The sequence below is a fragment of the Amycolatopsis marina genome (assembly GCF_900111885.1).
Taxonomy (GTDB): Bacteria; Actinomycetota; Actinomycetes; order Mycobacteriales; family Pseudonocardiaceae; genus Amycolatopsis; species Amycolatopsis marina.
This window is the reverse complement of the sequence record NZ_FOKG01000004.1, coordinates 145034-166403: the sequence shown is the minus strand read 5'-3', so window position 1 is coordinate 166403 and position 21370 is coordinate 145034. Positions and strand designations below refer to the sequence as shown.

The window sequence follows — 21370 nt, the reverse complement described above, 5'->3', positions numbered from 1 at the left end:
GCTGTCCAGCCCCCGGCCGGTTACCCGTGAACGCGGATTACCCCTGAACGGAAACGGGTAGCACGAGGAGGACCGACCTGAGGAGGAATTTGGTGTCGACGCCCCTGGAGGACTACGCGCTCATCGGTGACACCTACACCGCGGCGCTGGTGAGCAGGGACTGCTCGATCGATTGGCTGTGCCTGCCCAGGTTCGACTCGGGTGCCTGTTTCGCCGCACTGCTCGGCGGCCCCCAACACGGCCGCTGGACGATGTCACCATCCGGCGAAGGCTGGCGGGCCGAGCGCCGCTACCGCGGCGACAGCCTGGTGCTGGAGACCACTTTCTCCCAAGGGGACAACGCGGTGCGGGTCGTCGACTGCATGCCGATTCGCGGGGCTCAGCCCGATCTGGTGCGCCGTGTCGAAGGTGTTCGGGGCAGCGTCACGATGCGCAGTGACCTCGTGCCGCGCTACGACTACGGCCGGGTCGTTCCCTGGTTCCGGCCGGAGGGCCGCAGGCTGCACGCGATCGCCGGGCCGGACCATCTGACCATGGACGCGGATCTGGAGTTCGACCTCTCGGATGCCGAGCACCCTTCCGTCGAGTTCATTGTGGACGAGGGTGACACGGTGGACTTCCGGCTCACCTGGAGTAATCCGCAATACGAGGACATCACGGACCTCGACGTCGGTGACATCATCGTGACCACCGAGAAGTGGTGGCAGGACTGGGTCGCCAGGTGCACGTACGAGGGGGAGTACCGGGACGCGGTGGTGCGGTCGCTAGTCACCCTCAAGGCGCTCACGTACGCGCCGACAGGGGGTATGGTGGCCGCCCCGACCACGTCTCTGCCGGAGCGACTCGGCGGGGTGCGCAACTGGGATTATCGGTTCTGCTGGATCCGCGACGCCACGTTCACCCTGCTGGCGCTGCTCGCCGCCGGGTACGCCGAGGAAGCCTGTGCCTGGCGGGAATGGCTCGTCCGCGCGGTCGCGGGGCGGCCGGAGCAGATGCAGATCATGTACGGAGTGGACGGTCAGCGCAGACTGCCAGAACTGGAACTCGACTGGTTGCCGGGCTACGAGGGGTCCCGGCCGGTGCGGACCGGCAACGAGGCGGCCCGGCAGTACCAACTCGACGTCTACGGCGAGCTGATGGACGCGCTGCACCAGGCGCGGGCACAAGGCATCCCGCCGGACGAGAACGCCTGGCTGCTCCAGCGCAGGCTGATGGAATTCGTGGAGGAGCACTGGCAGGACCCGGACAACGGAATCTGGGAGGTTCGCGGGCCCCGCAGGCACTTCACCCACTCGAAGATGATGGCCTGGGCCGCCGCGGACAGGGCCGTCAAGGCCGTTGAGGAGTTCGGACTCGACGGTCCGGTCGACCGGTGGAAGCGGCTACGCCAGGACATATTCGACGAGGTGTGCGAGAAGGGTTATGACCCCGAGCGCAACACCTTCACCCAGTACTACGGGTCCGAGGCACTGGACGCATCGCTGTTGATGATGCCGAACATCGGCTTCCTGCCGGCCACCGACCGGCGGGTACGGGGAACGGTCGAGGCGGTGGAGAAGGAGCTGATGCAGAACGGGTTCGTGCAGCGGTACTCGATGTCCGCGGCGACCCAGCACGTCGACGGGCTCCCTGAAGGTGAGGGTGCGTTCCTGCCGTGCACGTTCTGGCTCGCCGACAACTACATTCTGCAGGGCGAGGTGGAGAAGGGGAGAGCGCTGTTCGAACGGATGCTGGATCTGCGCAACGACGTCGGCCTGCTCTCGGAGGAGTTCGACCCGCACTCCGGCAGGCTCGTGGGCAATTTCCCGCAGGCGCTCTCACACATCCCACTGGTGGACACCGCGTTCAACCTCGGAACTTCGCGTGGTCCGTCTCAGCGCCGGGCCGAGACCGGCGAGCACGAGCGTTCGTCCCGATAGGAGCAGGTGGTTCGGTGCCGGTGCACCGGCACCGAACCCGGGTCAGTCAGTGCGGCACGACTTCGAAGGCCTCGACGTCGCGTCGCACCACCGTCGTCGGCGCTTCGAGATGGACCGCCCCGCTGGGCAGGATGCCTGCGCCGCCCTGCTCCGCCAGCACCCTGAGCTGGGCGAGTACGTCCTCGCCGCAGTGCTCGGCGGGAAGTTCGGACCAGAACTCGAAACCGCCCGCCCGCACGAGTGCGGCCCGGTCGAAGAGCACGCACCCGCCGATCCAGGCGATCTTGTACGCGACCCAGTCCCCGGCCGCGAGGCCGAGATCGTTCGCGAGGTGGGTCGGGTTCGCGGCGTTGTGCAAGGTCCACCGCTGCCAGGCGGGATCGTCCGGGGTGATCCGCTCCGGCTCGGGTTCGCCGTGCCACTCCTCGAACGGAGCCAGCTCGTGTGGTCGGTAGTCGTCTATATAGGACAGACCCTGTACCGCGTTGCCGACGAGACCACAGCCGAGTTTCTCGATCGCCGAGTGCAGCCGGGACAACGTCCCCGGCTCCAGCCACACGTCGTCGTCGAGATAGAGCACATACTTGGCTTCCGACCGCGCCAGTAGGTGGGCACGCTGTTGTGCGAGCCCGCGTCTGGGCAGGTTCCGGCCCAGCCGGACGGCGCACCCGGCTCCGCGCAACACCCGGACCATGGTCTGGGCCGAGGGAGTGTCGTAGCCGGGGTCTCCGTCGGACTGATCGCTCACCACCACGCCGAATCCGGGGAAGTCCTGCGCGGCAAGGCCGGCAAGGGTGGTCGCGAGCTCGGCAGGGCGGTTTCGGGTCGGGATCAGCACGTCCAGTTCGTGCTCGCTCACGTAGTCCCTCCTGTAGCGACGGTGGACCGTATCCGCTCGATCATCGCCGATGTGGAGTGGTCCGGTACGTACCCGAGCGCGCGCACCTGGCCGCCGTAGGCCCGCACGACGGGAGCCTCACTGAGCATCTCGGGGGTGTAGTCGCCGCCCTTGACGTAGACGTCGGGGCGCAGTTCGCGCAGCAGTTCGACCGGTGTGTCCTGATCGAACACGGTGACGTGGTCGACGCAGCTCAGCGCCGCCAGCACCGACGCCCTGTCCCGTACGTTGTTCACCGGGCGATCCGGGCCCTTCAGCCGGTGCACGCTCTCGTCGGCGTTCACCGCGACGATCAGCACGTCACCGAGCCGCTTGGCTTCGTTGAGATAGGCCACGTGCCCGCGGTGCAGGACGTCGAAGCAGCCGTTGGTGAACACCACTCTGCGCCCCGCGCTGCGGTGCTCCGCGACGATCCTGGCGAGCTGTTCGGGGCCCACGGCCGCGTCGTGAAAGGTGCCGAACCGCTGTTCCAGTTCGGCGGCCGTGCAGACGGCCGTCCCGGGGCGGTGGACCACGATGTCCGCGGCGGCCTGGGCGAGTTCGACGGACGTCGTGACGGGAAGGCCTCCCGCGAGCCCCACGGTGAGTGCCGCGGTGAAGGTGTCACCCGCTCCCGAGGTGTGGTTATCCGGTGCGGGGCGCGCCCAGGTCCGGTGCACCGGTTGATCCCCGGTGAGCAGCACCGCGCCGTCCCTGTCGAGGGTCACGACCACCGAGTCCGCGCCCGCCGCCTCGGCAAGTTGTTCGCGGTGCCGGTCGAGGAACTCCACCCGCGCGTCGCTGTCCTGTGGTAGCCGGACCTGCAGCACGGCACCGGCCTCGGCCGCGTTCGGGGTCACCACGTCCGGGCTCACCGACCGCCATCGGCGGACGTCGTGCGCGTCCAGCACGAGCAGCGGCAACCCGGGCCGCAGGTCGGCCAGCGCGCGCCGGACCCGGGGTCCGAGAACGCCGTTGCCGTAGTCACAGACGACGAGTGCGTCGGCAGCGTCCAGCGCGACTCGCAGGGCATCGAGGAGTCGCGCTGTCTCCCCGTCGTCGCCGTCGTGCCGGTCGCCGTCGTCGAACCGCAGCAGCACCTGATCGGCGGCGACGACCCGGCGTTTGCTGACGGTCGCCCTGTTCTCACTCACCACGACGTGGTCGGTCCGGACATTCCGGCCGCGCAACTCCTCCAGCACCATGGCCCCCGCGAGGTCGTCGCCGACGGCGGTGACCATGTGCACGTCGGCACCGAGTGCGGCGAGGTTCACCGCGGTGTTGCCCGCTCCTCCCGGTGCGAAGGCCTGCTGCCGGACGTCCACGACCGGCGCGGCAGGGGCCTCCCTGCACAGCCGGTCGCACTGGCCGGACAGCCAGACGTCGAGGATCGCGTCACCGAGTACCACGACTTTCGACCCGGCTCGAAACAGACGTCCGGCCAGTTCCGGAGTCAGTCCCTCACCGCCCCTGGTCGCCTCGTCGGGCGGTATACCTGCCGAGATCTCCACCAGTCACCTCCGCGCCACTGTTCTCGTGACGATTCGCTCTTCTCGTACTGCAATGCCCCGTTGGTTCCGGAACAAACGTGATGGAGGCCGCCATGTGGTGGTTTCGCCGACTCCGAAGAGGGAAATCCCAGAAGTAGCAGTACCGCCACCCGGCGGTGTGGAGATGGAGTCGGAGGTGAGCCGCATGCCCGGACGCGAGAGCATGCCGAGCACGTTGGAACGCTCCCCGGAGGAAGCCCAGCGCACGTGGGTCGAGGCGCACGACTCCGCGGTCGAGACCTACGGCGAGGGTGAGCGAGCCCATCGCACGGCTTTCGCGGCGTTGAAACACTCGTTCGAGAAGGTCGGCGACCACTGGGAGCCCAAGAAGCAGCGGGGGCCCTCGGACAAGCAGGCCGCGCGCGGGGCAGGCCGCCGCTCCGGGGACACCGCAGGTGGCGTCGACGCGAACGCGAGCAAGGAACATCTCTACGAGCTGGCGAAAAAGCTCGACATCAAGGGTCGCTCCTCGATGAGCAAGAAGGAACTCGTCGATGCCGTCGAACGGGCGAACGACAAGGAGACCGCGAAGGCCAGGAAAAGGTGAACGGCGACATCGAGAAGACGACTGTCCCGGTACCTTCCGTCGGCCCGATCGAGCCGGCCTGGCCGGGCGTCCGCAAAATCGCGGTGCTGCGTGGCGGCGGTCTCGGTGACCTGTTGTTCGCGATGCCCGCCATCCACGCGCTGGCAGCCGCGTATCCGGACGCGGAGCTCGTCCTGCTCGGCACCCCACTGCACGCGGCCCTTCTGCACGACCGGCCAGGCCCGGTGAGCCGTGTCAGCACACTTCCGGTCGCGACCGGGGTGCATGAACCGAAGGACCGCGCGCCCGACGAGTCCGAGCAGGAGCGGTTCTTTCGCGAGGTCGCACGGGAACCGGTCGATCTCGCTGTGCAGTTGCACGGCGGAGGACGGTGGTCGAACGCCTTTCTGCACCGGCTCGACCCGACATGGACGGTGGGGGCGCGCACCGAAGACGCCGCACCCATGAGCCGCTGGTTGCCGTACCGCTTCTACCAGCAGGAGATGATGCGGGCGCTGGAAATCGTGGGTCTCGCTGGAGCGCCACCCGTCTACCTCGAGCCGAGGATCGCGCTCACCCAGGCCGATCTGGATGTCGCGGCGGAATCGCTGCGCGGCCTGCCAGAGCCGCTGCTCGCCGTGCACCCCGGCGCCACCGATCCACGCAGGCAGTGGCCTCCCGAGCGGTTCGCCGAGGTCGCCGCGAAGTGCGCCGAGGAAGGGGCCTCCGTGGTGGTACTCGGTGCTCCGGACGAACGGGAACTGGTCGCCGAGGTGACCGAGCTGACCCGGCAACGGCTACCGGGAACGGCGGCGGAGGCGGTCCGGGGACACGCGGATCTCAGCCTTTCCGCGCTCTGTGGCGTCCTGGCGCGCAGCGCCGTGCTGATCGGCAACGACAGCGGTCCCCGGCACCTGGCGAAAGCGCTGGGCACGCCGACAGTCGGGATCTTCTGGATGGGCAACGTCATCAACGCCGGACCGCTCGGTCGATTGCACGACAGGGTGCTGATCGCCTGGACAGCGACGTGCCCGATATGCGGGGTCGACTGCACCCGCGAGGATCTGCCCCGATGTGCGCACAACGTGTCCTTTGTGGACACAGTGTCCACGGAGGACGCGCTGCGCGAGGTTGTGGAACTGATCGGCTGATGGATTCGAACTGAGCCGGGTGGTGGCGTGCCGCCCCGCTCAGTTCTTCTGTCCGGTGACCTTCGCGACGAACTCCTCCGCGAAGTCGCGGAGTTTGACATTCTCCCGCTGCGACTGCTTGACCAGTTCCTGGAACGCTTCGTTGGCGGTGAGGCCACGTGCGGCCATCAGGATGCCCTTCGCCTGGTCGATCACTGCCCGCGAGGTGAGGGCTTGCTCCAACTGCGACACCTTGGTCCGCGCCTGCAGATAGCGCCATGTGCTGCGCAATGCCGTTTCCACGGCGATCGCGTAGATCTCCAGGATCCGTGCCTCCAGCTCCTGGAACCCGTGTGGCTGCAATCCGAAGAGGTTCAGCGCGCCGGAGAACTGGCTGTCGATTACCAGGGGAGCGGACAGGAAGCTGCCGACGTGGGCCTCGGCGAGCGCGCGGGCGAAGTCGGGCCAGCGTTCCCTGGCCTCCTCGGCACTGCTCCGTACCAGTTCCCCTGTTCCCATCGCGCGCAGACAGGGGCCTTCGCCGGCCTGGTACTGGGCATCGTCGATATCGTGCACCCGTTCGTCGGTGATCGCCACCGTCTCCGGTACGCCGTCTCGGCTCATCATGACTCCGGCAAGATCCGCATCCGGGACGGCGCGCACCACCTGTTCGCAGACCCGTTGCAGGAGCACGCCCAACTCCTGCTCACGATCCAGGTCGCCGCTCAGGGCTTCCAGCGCGCCCGCCACCTCGTCCAGGTGCGTGAAGGGCTGCCGCTCCGTGCTGTCCTGCCGGTCGGCCATGATGCTCCTTCCGCCAATGGTCCCGGTGGCGAGCCGCTGACGTCGTTCTAGGCGTTCGGGGTACGGTCCGTGAGTGCGTAGGTGGCGACCGCGGTCACGCCGTAGGCCAGGTGCGGGATCAGGTCGCTCAGCCAGTCGCTCGCGCTCCAGGTCCGTGGATCGGTGACGCCGAGCAACGTCATCGGGGCGCTCGAACCAGCCGTCGCGGCCGCGGTGGTGGCGGCGACGGCGACCGGGAACGACGGCTGCCAACCGAGCCCGCGGGCGGCACCGTATGCGACGCCCACGCCGGCACCCGTGAGCATCCCGGTGAGTGCGCCGAGTCCGGAGACGCGGTTCTGCCGGTGCCTGTCGTCGCCGGGAATCGGCGTTCCTGTCGTCTCCGACAGCCGCTCGATCGTCTTCTCCGGGGTGCTGCTCGCCGGCCGACCGCGCACCACCATGTCCAGATACGTCGCGGCGTTGAGCGCCGTGGTACCCGCGGCCCCGGCAGCGACTCCGCGTAGCAGTGAAGCAATCATGAAGGGGGTTTCCCCTGGTTGGACCGGGCGAAACCGGCCGCTGGTCACAGCAGGAGAGCACCGTCGCTGTTGATGTTTACGGTGGTGCTCCTCGGTAACCCAAGACCGCATGAAACGGACAGTCCGCGGTGTCGCGGTGGTGACGGGACACAGTCGCGTCCGGAGCCGGGCGGCCGGCCGACGCCCGTGTTCGTTCCGACGGGGAGGCCGTCGATGACGAGCACCATGCCCGATATCGCCCGTGGGCACATCGCCACGCTGATGGACACCCTTGCCGCCCTGCGTGGACAGTCCGGCCGGATCGAGCGCTGGGGGCGGCTGCTCGCCGAGCGGCTCGGTTCCGGCAGCCGGCTGCTCGCCGCAGGCGCCGGTGAATCGGCTGCCGACGCGGAACACCTGACCGCGGAACTGATCGCGCTGGACCGCGGGGACCGGAATCCGCTGTCCGCGATCGCGCTGCGGACCACCGGCCCCGACCTCGCGGGCTTCGGGTATTCCGAGAAGGACGGAGAGGACGCACTGGCAAGGCAGGTCACCGCCCACGCCCGTGCCAGGGACGTCGTCGTGCTGCTCTCGCCGAGCGGGCGGGACCACACTCTCGTGCTGGCAGCTCGTGCGGCGCACCGCAGCGGTGCGACCACACTCGCCTTCACCGGCCACTGTCCCAATCAGCTCGCCAACGCCGTCGAGGATGCGGTGTGCCTCCCCGGCACGACCGCGAGTGTCCAAGAATCGATGCTGGCTGCCGTCAACCTCCTGTACGAGGCCGTGGAGCTGGCGGCTCCGGCCTTCGAGGGGATGCCCGTCTCCCGCGCCGTGGAGTGAGCCGCGGTGTCAGTCGGCAGCGGTACGGGTACTACGACTCGGTGAGCCCACCCGCCAAGGCCGACACCGAGCGACGGCAGGCGTGGGCCGAGGACCTCGCCGACCGGCTCGACCGGCCGATGAGCGTGCTCGGCGTCTTGTTCCTGCTCGTCGTGCTCGGCCAGGCGATCGCCACCCGGACCACCATGGTCACGGTGCTGTCCGTGCTGAGCTGGTCACTGTGGCTGGTGTTCGTCGGGGAGTACGCGCTGCGACTCTATGTCGCGCCGGATCGGGTCACCTTCCTGCGTCGTACCTGGTGGCAGCTGGTCTTTCTCGTCGTGCCGTTCCTGCGTTTCCTGCGGCTGGCCGGAATCGGCAGGCTCGGCAGACTGGGCCGGGTGCTGAGCTCGACCGTGCGGGGCAGTCGCTCGGCGGGCCGTCTGCTCTCCAGCCGGGTCGCGTGGCTGGCGTCGCTGAGCGCGATCGTCGCGCTCGCCGGCAGCCAGCTGCTGTACACCTTCACCACTTACCCGAGCTACGCGGCCGCACTGCACGATGCCGCGCTGGCCACAGTCACCGGCGAGACGGTCGCGGCGGAGGGCCCGGTGGCGAGGGTGATCGAGGTTGTGCTCGCGGTGTACTCGGTCGTCGTCTTCGCGACGCTCGCGGCCTCGCTCGGGGCGTACTTTCTGCAGAACGGGCAGCAAGAACGGCAGCGGGATCGGGAATGACCGTCCCGGTGGAACAGTGCCACGTGTAGGACTGCGGGTAAACCGGCCAGAGCCGCTACGGCGGCGGCTGGATCGCCTCTGTGGCGCTCGTCCGGCTCCCCGTCAGCGTGTCGGTGATCGTCTGACCGGTGACCGGACAGTCAACCCCGGTCCCTGCGTGCCTGGTTCAGAGTGGACTTCAGTTGCTGGGCGTCGTTGCTGAACGGGAGGCCCATCTCCCACGCACGCTCCGCGTCCTGGCGGATACCGCGCATCTCGTCGGGATTCAGCTCGGGATCGTTGTTCCCACTGGCCCTGAGCCAGGCGAGCATCTCCTCCCAGCCGTGCCAGTGCTCCGTCGCGAGGACATGCTCGACCGCCGCCCGGCCGTACTGTCCCGGTCGGGTTCTGGCTTCCGGTCGGTTCTCTCCCGGACGCGGCATCGCCGTTCTCCTTGTCGGTGTTCGGGTTTGGGGGTGGGGTGTGTCGTGGGAGCTCTCGGGTGGCTTCTTTTTGGGCGTCCGTGCGCGACCTCAGGCTCTGTCTGATCTGCGGCGCTTCGCAAGCTCAGCGTCGCGTGCGTTCTCCTTCGGCGGGAAAGTTTCGTCGTAGCTGATTTTCGTTGCCGCCTCAGTCGGTGTCTGATCTGCGGCGCTTCGCGAGCTCAGCGTCGCGTGCGTTCTCCTTCGGCGGGGGGCTTTTGTTGTGGTTGATTTTCGTTGCCGCCTCAGTCGAACCACCTCGCCAGCTGCACCGCGTCCGCCTCCGGTTCGCCGGCACGCAACGGTCTCAGATCGGCGAAGATGCTGGCGCCGTCACAGCCCGCGTGCAGCGGATACCACCGAAGATCGCTGCCCGGCCGGGCACAGATTCCCTTGAAGGTCTGCACGTCCAACAGCCGGACGTGCGTGGGGTCCGCGACCGCGTTCACGTAGCGCCACCAGGGGGAGAGCACGTGCAGGATGCCTCCCGGCCGCAGCACGCGGTGGCATTCGTCCACCAACGGGAGGAAGTCGACCAGGTGCTCCAGGATGTGCACGGCGAACACCCGGTCCGCCGAGTCGTCCGGGAACGGGATGCCATTCGAAAGATCGGCGACGACATCCACACCGTCGGCCTCCCGCACGTCGATGCCGATGTTGCCCGGGTACTGCTTGGTGTCACCGCAGCCGATGTCGAGAATCACCGGATCCCTGCCAGCCACCCGGACCCGGTCCCACACCCCGAGTACTCCGCTGAGCCTGCCGACGAGCGTGCGAACCAGCTCCAGGTCCTCCTGGTGATCCACCGAGCCCGTCACGTGCGCCACTCCGCCGTGAAACGACACCTCAACTCCCAGTCCCCGGACGCGGTCGTCGTTCTTGAACAGATCGTCCGCGGCGGCCCCCAGGTATTCGTCCAGCCGGTCGAGGCGGTCGTTCGACAACGGCGCGAGCGGCAGCGTCATACGGATTCCTTCCGGGAGAGAGCGGTTGAACGGGTGGTCGGCGGACCTGAACGCCTCGGGCTCAGCTCTGCCAGTCCAGGGAGCCGAGTGCGCGTTCGACGGCGTCCAGGACGTCGGGATGGCCGAGCGGCATCGGCGGTTCGACGCGGTCCCTGGTGCCACCGGGGCTCTGCGCGACCGTCTCGATCGTGACGCCGGCCTCCCGCAGTTCCTCGCGCCTGCGCGTCACGGCGGGCGGCTCCGTGCGATCGCCGACACCGCCGCCCGGATCGATCAGCAGCAGCGACCGCACGACATCGGCGTGCCTGCTCAACAGGTCCACGACGACAGGTACCGCGGGACCGCTGGTGACCACGTCAATGGGGCCTCGCAACACGTCGGGATCGGCGAGGAGCTCCTCCGCCTCGGACAGCGATCCGTCGGCGGGCAACCTGCACCACACGAGCTTGCGCTCCTCGGCGAGACCTCGCCACGTGGCGGGCACCTCGGCGTGTTTCGCGGCTCCCGCAGGGTCGAGGACCAGTACCGTGGGCCCGGCCTCGTTGCCCTCGAACACGACCGACGGGCCTTCGGCGCGCGCCGGCTCGTCCGCTTCCATGACCGGACGCAGCGGGTCACCGTGGTGAGCCTTCGCGGCATCGGCACGATCTAGATTCATCGTCACTCCCTTCGTACCGGGAGGACGTACCCGTGCCGTAGCAGGACTACACATCGCAGCACCTCGTGCTCGTTCGGGGGATTGACGGTCCTGCGCGCTGGGTAGTCCTCAGTACGGAGTGGCAGGAGTGACTGATGACGGAACAGGTGGACAGCGGCTCGCCGCAGCACGGTGAGCGCTCGATCTCCCAACTCGTCTCGGACATGTCGGAGCAGATGAGCCGGCTCGTGCGAGATGAGCTGCGGCTGGCGACCGAGGAGTTGCGGACCAAGGGAAAGCGAGCCGGTATCGGCGCCGGGCTGGCCGGTGTCGCAGGTGTCACCGCGATGCTCGGAGCGGGCACGCTCGTGGCGTGTGTGGTGCTGGCACTGGCGCTGGTGCTTCCCGCGTGGGCGGCGGCGCTGATCGTCGGCGCGGGTCTGCTGCTGGTGGCCGCGGTTCTGGGGGCCGTCGGCGGGAAGCAGCTGAAGCGAGCCACGCCGCCACTGCCCCGTGAGGCGATAGCCGGAATCGAACAGGACGTCCAGGTAGTGAAGGAGAACGCCCGCCCATGAGCAAACGCTCAAAGGAAGACAAGTCCCCGCCGGAGTTTCCCCGTGACGCGGAGCAGGCGCGGGTCGACCGAGACCTGACCAGGCAGGAACTGGGTGAGACCGTGCAGGAACTCGCCCACAAGGTCAATGTGCCCGAGCAGGCCAGGCAACAGGCCAGGCACACGGCTGACGAGCTGCGGGAGCGGCTGCCCCAGCCCGTGGTGGCCGGCACCGAGCAACTGGTAGCAGTGGCGCGGCAGAACCCGCTGGCCACGGCGGCGGCGGTCGTTGTGCTGGTGATCCTGGTTCGCAAGCTGAAAGGTGGAAGGAAGTCCGGATGAACAAGGTTCTCTACAAGCCGCTGGGGATGGTCGTCGGCGCGCTCGGCGGGGTCGCTGCCACCGCGGCGTTCAAGCAGGTCTGGAAGCGGATCGGCAACGGTGAGGAGCCGCCGGAAGCGACGGACAGCTCGTACAACTGGCGGCAGGTCGTGCTGGCCGCGGCCATCCAGGGAGCCATCTTCGGCGCGGTGAAGGCCGCCGTCGACCGCGCGGGCGCGGAGGGCTACCGCAAGGCGACCGGCGACTGGCCGGGAGACTGACGGGCCCGCAGCCGTTACGGTGGCTCCGGATCCATCTCGCTGAGCATGCGCACCACCGCGCGTTCGATGGTGGTGCGCATGCTTTCTGCCGGATCCATACCATTGGCGCCGGAATCCGATTCGGATTTCGCCCTGGCGCGGGCCACAGCCTTCCGCACCGTGATTCCCTGCTCGAAGGCCCGTACCACCCGAGGATCCACATAGGAGCGTCGAGTAACCGCGGGAGTGTTGCCCAGTTCCTCGGCGACTTCCCGCATCACCGCCGACTTCGCTCGCTTCATTCCACGCTGGCTGTGCGGGCGGTCGATCTCGGCGAACGCCGTCGCGGCGAGTACGGTGGCGTTCCAGGTGCGCAGGTCCTTGCCGGTGAACTGATCGCCGACGAGTTCCTTGAACCTGTTGTTGATGTCATCGGCATGCACCTCGTGCCAGCTCCCGTTCTCCCGGTAGGCCAGCAGTCGGTCGGTCGGTGGACGTGCCCGGCGCACTGCCCTGACCACCCGCACCAGATCCGTGTCGCGGATTCGCACCGACCGTGCCAACCCGCCCTTGGCGTTGTAGCTGACGAGTAGTTCATCGTCGCCGCGAACCGTGACATGGCTGCGGAGCAATGTGGCCACACCGTACGTGCCGTTCTCCTCCGCGTACTCCTCGCTGCCGGTTCGGAAGATCCCGATATCGAGCATGCGCAGAGCAGCGGCGAGCATCCTTGTCCGGCCGACACCGCTGGCCGACAGATCCGCCATGACCGAGGCACGGAATCGGGGTAGTTTGCGGGCCAGCGTCAGTACCCGCTGGTGTTTTTCGGTTTCCCGCCTCTCCCGCCACTTCTCGTGGTAGAGATACTGGCGCCTGCCCGCGTCATCGGTTCCGATCGCCTGGATGTGCCCGCCGGGCTGCGGGCAGATCCACACCTCGCGCCATGCGGGGGGAATCACGAGATGCCGGATGCGTCCCAGTGTCTCCTCGTCGGTCAGTGGTGACCCGTCGGGCGCGAAGTAGCGGAAGCCGCGGCCGCAGCGCTGCCTGCGGATGCCGGGAGCGTCGGGATCACTGCGGCGAAGGCGCATTCCGGACGAATACCCAGGTCTCCTGGCGTTATCCCGCGCTGGGCGGGTCGTCGTCGTCACTCCGTGAGTTCCTCGCGCAGGTGCTGCAGCGTGCGGGACAACAGCCGGGAAACGTGCATCTGCGAGATGCCCACCCGCTCGGCGATCTGGGTCTGCGTCAGGTTGCCGAAGAACCGCAACATCAACACATTCCGCTCGCGGGCGGGCAGTTCCCGCAGCAGTGGCTGCAGCGCCTCGTGGTTCTCCACGTTCTCCAGGTCCGCGTCGTAGTCGCCTATTGTGTCGACCAGCGCGAGGCCGTCCTCCTTGTCTCCCACGGTGTTGTCCACGGAGATGGACTGGTAGGCGTTGCCTGCCAGCAGGCCGTCGGCGATCTCCTCGGCATCGAGGTCCAGTTCGGCGGCGAGCTCACTCGGGGTCGGCGCCCTGCCGAGGCGCTGGGCCAGCACCCCGCTGGCCTGACTGATCGCCAGGTGCAGCTCCTTGAGCCTGCGCGGTACCCGCAGCGCCCAACTGGAATCGCGGAAGTAACGGCGAACCTCGCCCATGATGGTCGGGACGGCGAAGGAGATGAACTCGCTGCCCCTGCCGACCTCGTACCTGTCCACGGCATTGAGCAGCCCCAGCCTGGCCACCTGTACCAGGTCGTCCCTGGCCTCGCCCCGGCCGCTGAACCGGCGGGCGATGTGCTCGGCAAGGGGGAGGCAGCGGGTGATGATCTGCTCACGGAGGCCCTCCCGGCCGGGATCGCCGGTCGGGAGGGCGGCCATCTTCTCGAACAAGGGGGTTACGTCGCTGTAGTCGTTGGCGTGTGAGGACCCCCCGCCCTGCTGGTTCGCGGCCGTCACGCCGCGACCCTGTTTCCGGACCTGGTGAACTCGATCACCGTCGGGTAACCGCCCTTGACCGAGTCATGGGGAGCCTGGGTCGCGCTCACCGTGTCGGTCAGGATCTCGAGCACATACCAACCGAACTCGCTGGTCGAAGGGGCCCCTGACCGCGTGACAGTGGTGGAGACGCCGATGGCCAGCGAACTGGCGAGTATCTCGAACCGGCAGGTGAGCATGCTGTGCGGTACAGCGACGGAGACAAGGGTGGAACACGCCTCGTCCGTGGCAAGCTTGATGTCCGCCACGGTGTCGAGGTCGAAGTCCTGTCGCATCGCGAGGGTCTCGGCCACCGTGCGGGGAATCGCCAGCTGCGCGACATCGGCCGGGATTCGCAGCTCCACGATGTTGTCGAACAGGGTCCCGAGGTCGTCGAGTACGCCCGGTTGGCTCACGGCCACCTCCAGTCGTTCACGCTGCCCGGCGCAGCCCGGGCTCTGCTGCTCATCCGGGTACCCACACCCGCACTCGCCCACACCGACCCGGCACGGTGTTCGGCCGTGGTCCACTGTGACTCTGTCGGGGCCGGTGACTGTTTGAAGGCTTTTTGTCCGTTTACTTCGGTCGGCAGGCGCACGCTCGAGGGCTGCGGACCCGGCGGTGGTTCAGGGGCGGGAGCCGACTCCGGTACGCAGTTCGTGCAGCCTGCCGCCACGAACGCTGGGGGCAAGCGGAGGGGTGGCCATTCCTGCCTTTTCCCTGAGCCCCTTCAGGAACTCGGCGAGTGCGTCCAGCGCGGTGAACCGGGGCGCCCAGTCCAGCTCGGTCCTGGCTCGCGAGGTGTCCATCAACGGTAGCCGCAGCACCGCGTCGAACAGTCCCGGCGCCGCCGGGATGGCGTGCAGCCGCCACGCCGCGGCCACCGCGGCGCGAACCGGCCAGGCGGGCATCGAGATCGGTCTCGCGTGGAGCAGTCCGGCCAGCGACCGCGCGTCGACGACGGGCTCCGCGGCCAGGTTGAAAGCGCCGCGGACGTCGCTGAGGGCCGCCCTGCGGTACGCATCGGCGACGTCACTGCTGTGCAACGCCTGGAAACGCAGCCCCGGCAGTTCGGGGATGACCGGCAGGAGGGCGGGATGAGCGAGCGGGCCGGGCAGCAGCGGTCCCGCGAACAGCCTGCGCTGCTCGGACGCTGACTCCCGTTTGAAGATGAACCCCGGACGCATCCGGACCACCCGCAGATCCGGATGGCTCCGTTCGAATCCGTCCAGGAACCTTTCCAGATAGGCCTTTTCTCGCGTGTAGGCGGCACCGGGCCAGCCATGGGTCGGCCACGTCTCGTCGACCCGTGTGTCCTGTGGACCAGGGGAGTAGGCGCCGACCGACGAGGCGTAAACCACGGACTTGACCCCCGACCGGGCGGCGGCCTCGAACACCCGGATGCTGCCCAGTACGTTGGTCCGCCAGGTCACCGCCGGATCCCTGGTCGGCTGAAACAGCCAGGCGAGGTGAATTACGACGTCGGCACCGGTGAGCAGCCGGTCCAGCCGCCCGTCCGGCACCGTCCCGAGATCTACAGTGGACATATGCAGCTTTGGCCGGGACCACTGCGTGGATCTGCGAGCGAGCCCGGTGATGGACTCCACCCTTTCGTCCTCGCTGAGCGCCTCGACCACGCTGGTACCGACGTTGCCGGTCGCGCCGGTCACGACGACCCTGATGCCACTCATGAGCTGGGGTATACCCGCTGCGCGGCACCGCTACACCAACCGCACTTTCCCGGGAAAGTGCGACACGTGCGCGCGCAAGCATCGCACTTTCCCGGGAAAGTGCGGTCTCTGACAGCGTCACCGGCGGTCCAGTTCCTCGCGCAGGATTCGTTTGAGGCTGCGCTCTCCCCCGCGCAGGGCGGTCACGGCCGCGAACACGAGCAACGTGCCCACGACCGTCAGCAGCAGCACGAGCGCCAATGCCGGGGAGAACGCGATGCTGATGATCGCGACGCCGGTTGCCGTGGCCACGGCAACGGACGTCGTCAGGTACCACTGCCGGATGCCGGTCACGGCCACTCCTACGGGGCGACGACGTATGCCCATCACCCGGCGTCCATTACCCAGGACCGAAGCGGGGATAACGGAAATGGCCGCAGTTGCCCTGTTCGGTCCAGGGTTCGCCGCCGATCGGCTCTATGCGAAACAGTGCATTCAGGGGCTTCTCGATGTGTCAGGCCCGATGTGCCACGGCCCGGCGAGCCGCGGCCAGTACGTCACCGGAGGAGATCCGCAGCAGGCCGGGGTCCGGCTCGCTGCCGAACGGATCGCCCACGTTGCCGCCCCACAGCGCGACGTGCTGGGAGCGTTCGGGAGGTGGACCCCAGCGCTGCGGTGGTGTCGGGCCGAACAGCACCACCGAGGGCGTGCCGAACGCGGTGGCCAGATGGCCCGCTCCGGTGTCCGCGCACACGACGAGCGCGGCCCCCGCGATCAGGGCGCACAGTTCGGCGAGTTCGGTGCGGCCTGCCAGCACGGAGTCCGCGGAAAGGCCGGCCTTTCCGGCCACCTCGTGTGCGAGTTCCCGTTCGCCAGGACTACCGGTGACCACGACGGAGTGTCCCTCCGCCGCGAGAGCACGGGCCACTTCGGCGAACCGCTCGGCCGGCCAGCGGCGTGGCGGCAGGCCCGCACCGGGATGGATGACGACGGCGTCGGGCGCGGGGCTCGGACCGGGCGGAGCGGGCAGGGTCAGATCGGCGGGGTCGGCGGCGATGCCGTGCCATTCCAGCAGCCCACACCACCGCTGGACCTCGTGCTGTTCCTCGACCCACTCCGGGCCGGCGCTTCCCGCGACGTCCGGATGGCGGTGGGTGATCAGCCGTTCCGGTTGCGTCGCGGTCAGGTCCTTGGTGCTCTCCGGACCGCTGCCGTGCAGGTTCACCCCGACAGCCGGCGGTGGCGGACCCGGCCAGTCGAGTGTGCCGAGACCCGCCGTGGGCAGCAGTTCGTCGACGGCGTCGATCAGCTCGACCAGCTCGCCGAGTGACTTCGGCGCCGCCAGTACCAGGCGTTCGCCGGGGAAGGCAGCGCGCAGCCCGCGCAGCGCGGGGACGGCGACCAGCAGGTCGCCGATCCCCAGCGCGCGCAGGATCAGGACGCCTTCGGCGTCGGTTCCGCTCACGGCCAGGAGCCCTCCTCGGAGGCACAGACGACCAGCTCGCGGACCTCGCAACCGGGCGGCTGGCTCAGGGCGAACAGCACCGTGCGGGCCACGTGTTCCGGCTGGTTGAGCTTCGCGTCGGGTGGCGGCTTGTACTGCTCGTCCCGGTCGTTGAAGAAGTTCGTGTGCATCCCGCCCGGAATCAGCAGCGTCACCCCGACCCGTCCCGCGGTTTCCGCGGCGAGGGCCTTGGTGAAGCCGACGACGCCGTACTTCGACGCGCAGTACGCCGTCGCGTCCCCGGCCACCTTCACCCCGAGCGTGGAGGAGCAGGTGACGACCGTGCCGTGCGAACGCTCCAGGTGTGGCAACGCTGCGCGCACCACGGCCGCTGTGCCGAGCAGGTTCACGTGGATGACCCGCTCCCAGTCCTTCGTCGAGACCGAGCCGAGCGGGCCGCACGCGTCGATGCCCGCGGCGGTGAAGACACCGTCGAGGTGGTTTCCCGCGCGCTGCACGAGTTCCTCGACCGCGTTCTCGGTGGCCGCGGAGTCGGCGAGGTCGGCGATCACGTGGTCCACGGGAGCCGCCGGCTCCGTCTTGTCGATCACCAACGGCCTGCCGCCTGCCTGGCGTACCGCCTCGACGGTGGCGGCGCCGAGGCCGGAGGCCCCGCCGGTGATCAGCACATTGCCTGGCGAGTTCATCGAACTCCTTTCCTGTCGAATCAGTTGCCCGAGTTGGCGGCCGCGACGAGCCGCGAGGTCGAATAGCCCTCGACCATCGGGATCAGCACGACCTCGCCGCCGTGGCGGTGCACGACGTCCGCCTCGGGCAGGTCGGTGCCCGCGTAGTCCCCGCCCTTGACCCACACGTCGGGACGGAGTCGGTCCAGCAGGGTGGCCGGGGAGGTCTCGTCGAACACCGCAACCGCGTCGACGGACTCGAGTTCGGCCAGCAGCCTGGCCCGGTCCGTGGCCGTCACGATGGGCCTGGTCTCGCCCTTGAGCGCGCGTACGGACTCGTCGGAGTTCAGGCAGACGACGAGTGCGTCGCCGAGCGCCCGTGCCTTGCGCAGCAGCGTCACGTGGCCGGGGTGCAGCAGATCGAAGCAGCCACCCGTCGCGACGAGCCTGCCGCCGTCGCGCCGGACCCTGGCCGCGACCTCGAATGCGTTGCGCTCGGCGCGAGCAGCACCGTCAGGACGTCCTGGGGACGTGCCGGGACCGTCGGCGAGCGACAGTGCGGCGGCCCCGCCCGCGGCGACGAAGCGAGCGGCGGCGTCCACCGCCTCGGTGACGGCACCCGCCAGATCCGCGCCGCCGAGCAGGGCGGCCGCCGCGGCCGTCGCGAACCGGTCACCCGCACCGCAGGTGTCCGGCCTCGCGTGCCCCACGAGCCGGGAGGTTCCGGTTATCGGGAACGTCCTCGTCTCCTTCGCGTCGGCGAGCACGGCGCCGTGGGATCCGATCGTGACGGCGACCCCGTCCGACGACCACTGCTCGCGCAGGCTCTTCGCCAGCACCTCGGGGGATCCGGTGCCCGGCGCGAGCGCGGCGGCCTCCGACTCGTTCGGCGTGATCAGCCGGGTACCCGGCACGGGGGCGGGCCCACGCGGGTGGGGGTCCCACACGACCGGCACCGTCGGCGCGAGTTCGGTCAGCAGCTCCCGCAGACCGGGATGGCCCGCCATCCCCCTACCGTAGTCCGCGACGAGGATGGCTCCCGCGCCACGCAGCGCCCGCTCGGCGCGTGCCGGCAGGGCGGTGTGCGCGGCCCTGCCGTCACCGGAGTCCAGACGCAGCATTGACTGCCCACCGGCGCGAACCCGTGTCTTGCACACGGTGCTGCCGGTCAGCGGCAGCGGCACGACATCGGCCTCGCGTTCGAGCAGCTCGATCAGTCTGCGCCCGGCTCCGTCCTCGCCGAATGCGCTCAGCAGGACCACTTCCGACGCCGAGCGCGCGGCGAGCAGAGCGGCCAGACCGGCCCCACCGGGGCGCAACCATTCCCGGCCCATGTCCACGACCGGTACCGGCGCCTCGGGGCACAGCCGTTCGGCGCTGCCGTCGATGTCGATGTCGAGCAGCGCGTCCCCGACCACGACCAGCGGCCTCATGCGGGCACCCCCAGCGACTCGTCGAGCACGGTGCACAGCGCGTGCACGACGGCGAGATGGATCTCCTGGACCGTGGCGACGCTCGGCGCGTCCACCGCGATCGCGTCGTCGCACAGCGCCGCGAGGCGGTTGGGTGCGGGACCGGTGAGGGCCCATGCCATCATGCCGACCTCCTGTGCGGTCTTCGCCGCGGCGACCACGTTCTGGCTGCGCCCACTCGTGGACAGGGCGACAAGCACATCGCCGGGACGTCCGTGCGCCCGGACCTGCCGCGCGAAGAACTCGTGCTCGCCGTAGTCGTTGGCGATCGCGGTGCCCGCCGAGGTGTCCGCGTGCAGCGCGATCGCGGAGAGGGGCCTGCGGTCGTGCAGGAAACGCCCGACCAGTTCGCCCGTCAGGTGCTGGGCCTCGGCGGCACTGCCACCGTTGCCACAGGCGAGCAGCCGCCCGCCCTGGTCGAAGACGTGCGCGAGGTGCCGTCCCCAGCGCTCGATCCGTGGTGCGGCGGAGCGGGCGCTGTCCAGTGCCGCCCCCAACGCCGTGAAGTGTTCCTCGATCACGACCTACCTCCTGTTCGGCGGGTCCGTTGCCCGCCTTCCGTGAGTTCCGCCACGGCCGCGACGATCTGTCCTGGAGTGATGGATTCCAGGCAGGGATGGCCGGGAACCGGGCATTCCCGTGCTCTGCTGTCGCGGCACGGGGCGGTCTGGTCTCCGAGCACCACGGTGGGAACGCCGTAGGGGGCCCACCTGGCAGCCGGCACGACAGGGGCGAACAGGGAGACCACCGGGGTCCCGACCGCGGCGGCGAGATGCGCGGGCCCAGAGTTGGGCACAACGACGGCGCACGCCCTGTCGAGCACGCCCGCCAGGCCCGTGAGGTCCGTCGCGCCGCCGAGGTCGAGCGCGACGTCCGCCGCGACCTCCGCGGTCAGCTCCCGTTCGCCGGGGTGGCCGGTGACGACGACGCGGTGACCGGCGTCGGCGAGTGCCCGCACCGCCTGGCGGCAGCGGTGTGCGGACAACTGCCGTGCGGGTACCGAGGCACCCGGATGGAGCACCACGTAGCCGTCCTCGCCGGTGAGCTCCGTGGTGTCCGGCAACGGCCTGCGCACGGCCAGTGCACGATGATCGTGGTCAGGCAGGCGAAAGCCCGCCGCCTCGGCCAGCGAGAGGGCTCGCTCGGCCTCGGGCGGGTCGCCGTTCACCCGGTGCCGGAGATCGAGCAGCGACCCCGGGTAGTCCTCACTGATGGCACCGATCCACGGCACGCCCGCCATCCGCAGCACCAGTGCCAGCGGTAGCGGGGACTGATGGAACGAGGTGAGGATCAGTGCGGCGTCCGGCCGCACGTCCCGGACCTGCTTGACCAGGGAGTCGACGGCGTCGTCGGTCAGTTCCGGTGGCTCAGGGTCGATCCACGGGGCGCACCACTCGATCACGTCGTCGACGCCGGGGAGCAGCTCCGCGCCCGCCCTGCCGCGGGGGCCGGCGAGCATCGTCACGGCATCGGACCCGGCCGCGACAGCGCGCACACAGGGCCCCGAGAGCAGGACGTCGCCCACGTTGTCCATCCGGGCCACCAGCACCCGTCCCCTCATCCCGGCTCACCCGCCATCGCCGCCCGGACCGCTTCGATGAGGTCGCCCGCGACGGTCGCGTTCCTGCGGGCGTCGTGGATCTCGACGGGCAGCGTCCGCCGGGTCGGCACGAGAATCCCACGCGCCCCGGCGGTCGAGGCCGCGGCGACGTCGGCACCGGTGTCGCCGATCATGACGCAGCGCCGGACGTCGACGCCGAGTGCTGCGGCCGCGCGGTGGACGAGGCCGGGCGCGGGCTTGCGGCACTCGCAGCCGTCGTCGTCACCGTGCACGCAAACCTGCCAGGTGTCGAACGGCCCGAGCAGTTCCTCGACGCGTGCGTTCACGGCGTCGAGTTGTGCCGGTGTGATGAGCCCTCGTGCGACACCGGACTGGTTGCTCACGATGCCGACGGGAACTCCGGCCGCACGCAACGATCGCAGGGTCTCGACGGCGCCGGGCACCGGACGCACGAGTGCGGGGTCGGCGAGATAGGGGACGTCCACGATAACGGTGTCGTCGCGGTCGAAAAGGAGCGC

At 69.3% G+C, this 21370-nt stretch carries 25 protein-coding genes and 1 pseudogene; 8 read left to right on the top strand and 18 right to left on the bottom strand.

Translation table 11 applies throughout. The annotated features are described in order from the left end of the window. Positions 1-92: 92 nt before the first annotated feature. Positions 93-1919 carry a glycoside hydrolase family 15 protein gene (locus BM199_RS08700; protein WP_091671855.1) on the top strand — a complete coding sequence of 609 codons (1827 nt, stop codon included), beginning with the start codon at positions 93-95 and terminating at the stop codon, positions 1917-1919. Between the two features lie 46 nt (positions 1920-1965). Here BM199_RS08700 and BM199_RS08695 read toward each other — a convergent pair whose 3' ends face one another. After that, complete coding sequence (locus tag BM199_RS08695; RefSeq protein WP_091671853.1) at positions 1966-2778, bottom strand: glycosyltransferase family 2 protein; 813 nt, start codon at positions 2776-2778, stop codon at positions 1966-1968. Then, a complete protein-coding gene (gene rfaE2, locus BM199_RS08690; protein ID WP_245788232.1) occupies positions 2775-4307 on the bottom strand; it encodes a D-glycero-beta-D-manno-heptose 1-phosphate adenylyltransferase in 1533 nt (510 codons plus the stop codon). Before rfaE2 (BM199_RS08690) ends, BM199_RS08695 begins: the two co-directional genes overlap by 4 nt. Positions 4308-4491: 184 nt before the next feature. Between rfaE2 (BM199_RS08690) and BM199_RS08685 the strand changes: the two genes are divergently transcribed. Together BM199_RS08685 and BM199_RS08680 are read left to right on the top strand one after the other, a co-directional pair. Then, complete coding sequence (locus BM199_RS08685) at positions 4492-4893, top strand: ChaB family protein (protein WP_091672115.1); 402 nt, start codon at positions 4492-4494, stop codon at positions 4891-4893. Beyond that, complete coding sequence (locus tag BM199_RS08680) at positions 4890-6023, top strand: glycosyltransferase family 9 protein (RefSeq protein ID WP_245788231.1); 1134 nt, start codon at positions 4890-4892, stop codon at positions 6021-6023. The genes BM199_RS08685 and BM199_RS08680 overlap by 4 nt, the downstream gene beginning before the upstream one ends. Positions 6024-6062: 39 nt before the next feature. Here the strand turns inward: BM199_RS08680 and BM199_RS08675 are convergent, their stop codons facing one another. Continuing rightward, entirely contained in the window at positions 6063-6806 is a 744-nt protein-coding gene (locus BM199_RS08675; RefSeq protein ID WP_091671852.1) for a GAF and ANTAR domain-containing protein, read from the bottom strand. Between the two features lie 47 nt (positions 6807-6853). Beyond that, positions 6854-7327 carry a hypothetical protein gene (locus BM199_RS08670; protein ID WP_091671850.1) on the bottom strand — a complete coding sequence of 158 codons (474 nt, stop codon included), beginning with the start codon at positions 7325-7327 and terminating at the stop codon, positions 6854-6856. 213 nt (positions 7328-7540) lie between these two features. On the opposite strand from BM199_RS08670, the gene BM199_RS08665 reads away from it, so the two are divergent. Continuing rightward, positions 7541-8152, top strand: a complete 612-nt coding sequence (locus tag BM199_RS08665; protein WP_091671849.1) for an SIS domain-containing protein — start codon at positions 7541-7543, stop codon at positions 8150-8152. 41 nt (positions 8153-8193) lie between these two features. Then, on the top strand, positions 8194-8865 hold the full coding sequence (locus BM199_RS08660) for a hypothetical protein (RefSeq protein WP_218160315.1): 672 nt from the start codon (positions 8194-8196) through the stop codon (positions 8863-8865). Positions 8866-9005: 140 nt separating this feature from the next. On the opposite strand, the gene BM199_RS08655 is transcribed toward BM199_RS08660, so the two are convergent. The 3 genes from BM199_RS08655 to BM199_RS08645 form a co-directional block, all read right to left on the bottom strand. Beyond that, complete coding sequence (locus tag BM199_RS08655; RefSeq protein WP_091671847.1) at positions 9006-9287, bottom strand: hypothetical protein; 282 nt, start codon at positions 9285-9287, stop codon at positions 9006-9008. A 284-nt stretch (positions 9288-9571) separates the two neighbouring features. Beyond that, on the bottom strand, positions 9572-10291 hold the full coding sequence (locus BM199_RS08650; protein ID WP_091671846.1) for a methyltransferase domain-containing protein: 720 nt from the start codon (positions 10289-10291) through the stop codon (positions 9572-9574). A 61-nt stretch (positions 10292-10352) separates the two neighbouring features. After that, positions 10353-10949, bottom strand: coding sequence for a hypothetical protein (locus BM199_RS08645; RefSeq protein ID WP_091671844.1), 597 nt, complete (start codon positions 10947-10949; stop codon positions 10353-10355). Between the two features lie 134 nt (positions 10950-11083). Here BM199_RS08645 and BM199_RS08640 point away from each other — a divergent pair, with 134 nt between their 5' ends. From BM199_RS08640 to BM199_RS08630, 3 genes are read left to right on the top strand one after another with little or no spacing between them, the layout of a single operon-like run. Next, positions 11084-11503 carry a phage holin family protein gene (locus tag BM199_RS08640; RefSeq protein WP_091671842.1) on the top strand — a complete coding sequence of 140 codons (420 nt, stop codon included), beginning with the start codon at positions 11084-11086 and terminating at the stop codon, positions 11501-11503. After that, on the top strand, positions 11500-11823 hold the full coding sequence (locus tag BM199_RS08635; RefSeq protein WP_091671840.1) for a DUF3618 domain-containing protein: 324 nt from the start codon (positions 11500-11502) through the stop codon (positions 11821-11823). The genes BM199_RS08640 and BM199_RS08635 overlap by 4 nt, the downstream gene beginning before the upstream one ends. Further along, positions 11820-12083: a DUF4235 domain-containing protein gene (locus BM199_RS08630; protein WP_091671838.1), complete on the top strand. Its 264-nt coding sequence runs from the start codon at positions 11820-11822 to the stop codon at positions 12081-12083. Before BM199_RS08635 ends, BM199_RS08630 begins: the two co-directional genes overlap by 4 nt. Before the next feature lie 14 nt (positions 12084-12097). Here BM199_RS08630 and BM199_RS08625 read toward each other — a convergent pair whose 3' ends face one another. From BM199_RS08625 to BM199_RS08575, 11 genes and pseudogenes are all read right to left on the bottom strand, one after another. Then, positions 12098-13153 (bottom strand): DNA topoisomerase IB, encoded by a 1056-nt coding sequence (locus BM199_RS08625; RefSeq protein WP_091671836.1) that lies wholly within the window; start codon positions 13151-13153, stop codon positions 12098-12100. A 56-nt stretch (positions 13154-13209) separates the two neighbouring features. Further along, positions 13210-14001, bottom strand: coding sequence for a SigB/SigF/SigG family RNA polymerase sigma factor (locus BM199_RS08620; RefSeq protein ID WP_091671834.1), 792 nt, complete (start codon positions 13999-14001; stop codon positions 13210-13212). After that, entirely contained in the window at positions 13998-14435 is a 438-nt protein-coding gene (locus BM199_RS08615; protein WP_218160314.1) for an ATP-binding protein, read from the bottom strand. The genes BM199_RS08620 and BM199_RS08615 overlap by 4 nt, the downstream gene beginning before the upstream one ends. A 210-nt stretch (positions 14436-14645) precedes the next feature. Beyond that, on the bottom strand, positions 14646-15710 hold the full coding sequence (locus tag BM199_RS08610; protein ID WP_177242533.1) for an NAD-dependent epimerase/dehydratase family protein: 1065 nt from the start codon (positions 15708-15710) through the stop codon (positions 14646-14648). Between the two features lie 117 nt (positions 15711-15827). Beyond that, complete coding sequence (locus tag BM199_RS08605) at positions 15828-16043, bottom strand: hypothetical protein (RefSeq protein ID WP_091671832.1); 216 nt, start codon at positions 16041-16043, stop codon at positions 15828-15830. Positions 16044-16203: 160 nt separating this feature from the next. Next, positions 16204-17160, bottom strand: coding sequence for a glycosyltransferase family 9 protein (locus BM199_RS08600; RefSeq protein WP_091672107.1), 957 nt, complete (start codon positions 17158-17160; stop codon positions 16204-16206). After that, positions 17151-17840: an SDR family oxidoreductase gene (locus tag BM199_RS08595; protein ID WP_091671831.1), complete on the bottom strand. Its 690-nt coding sequence runs from the start codon at positions 17838-17840 to the stop codon at positions 17151-17153. The genes BM199_RS08600 and BM199_RS08595 overlap by 10 nt, the downstream gene beginning before the upstream one ends. A gap of 20 nt (positions 17841-17860) precedes the next feature. After that, positions 17861-19252 carry a D-glycero-beta-D-manno-heptose 1-phosphate adenylyltransferase gene (rfaE2, locus tag BM199_RS08590; RefSeq protein WP_091671829.1) on the bottom strand — a complete coding sequence of 464 codons (1392 nt, stop codon included), beginning with the start codon at positions 19250-19252 and terminating at the stop codon, positions 17861-17863. Beyond that, a complete protein-coding gene (locus tag BM199_RS08585) occupies positions 19249-19812 on the bottom strand; it encodes a D-sedoheptulose-7-phosphate isomerase (protein ID WP_091671827.1) in 564 nt (187 codons plus the stop codon). The genes rfaE2 (BM199_RS08590) and BM199_RS08585 overlap by 4 nt, the downstream gene beginning before the upstream one ends. Continuing rightward, positions 19809-20852, bottom strand: coding sequence for a glycosyltransferase family 9 protein (locus BM199_RS08580; protein ID WP_091671825.1), 1044 nt, complete (start codon positions 20850-20852; stop codon positions 19809-19811). The genes BM199_RS08585 and BM199_RS08580 overlap by 4 nt, the downstream gene beginning before the upstream one ends. Continuing rightward, positions 20849-21370 (bottom strand): annotated as a pseudogene (locus BM199_RS08575) (D-glycero-alpha-D-manno-heptose-1,7-bisphosphate 7-phosphatase); the annotation flags it as partial. The pseudogene BM199_RS08575 and the gene BM199_RS08580, both read right to left, overlap by 4 nt.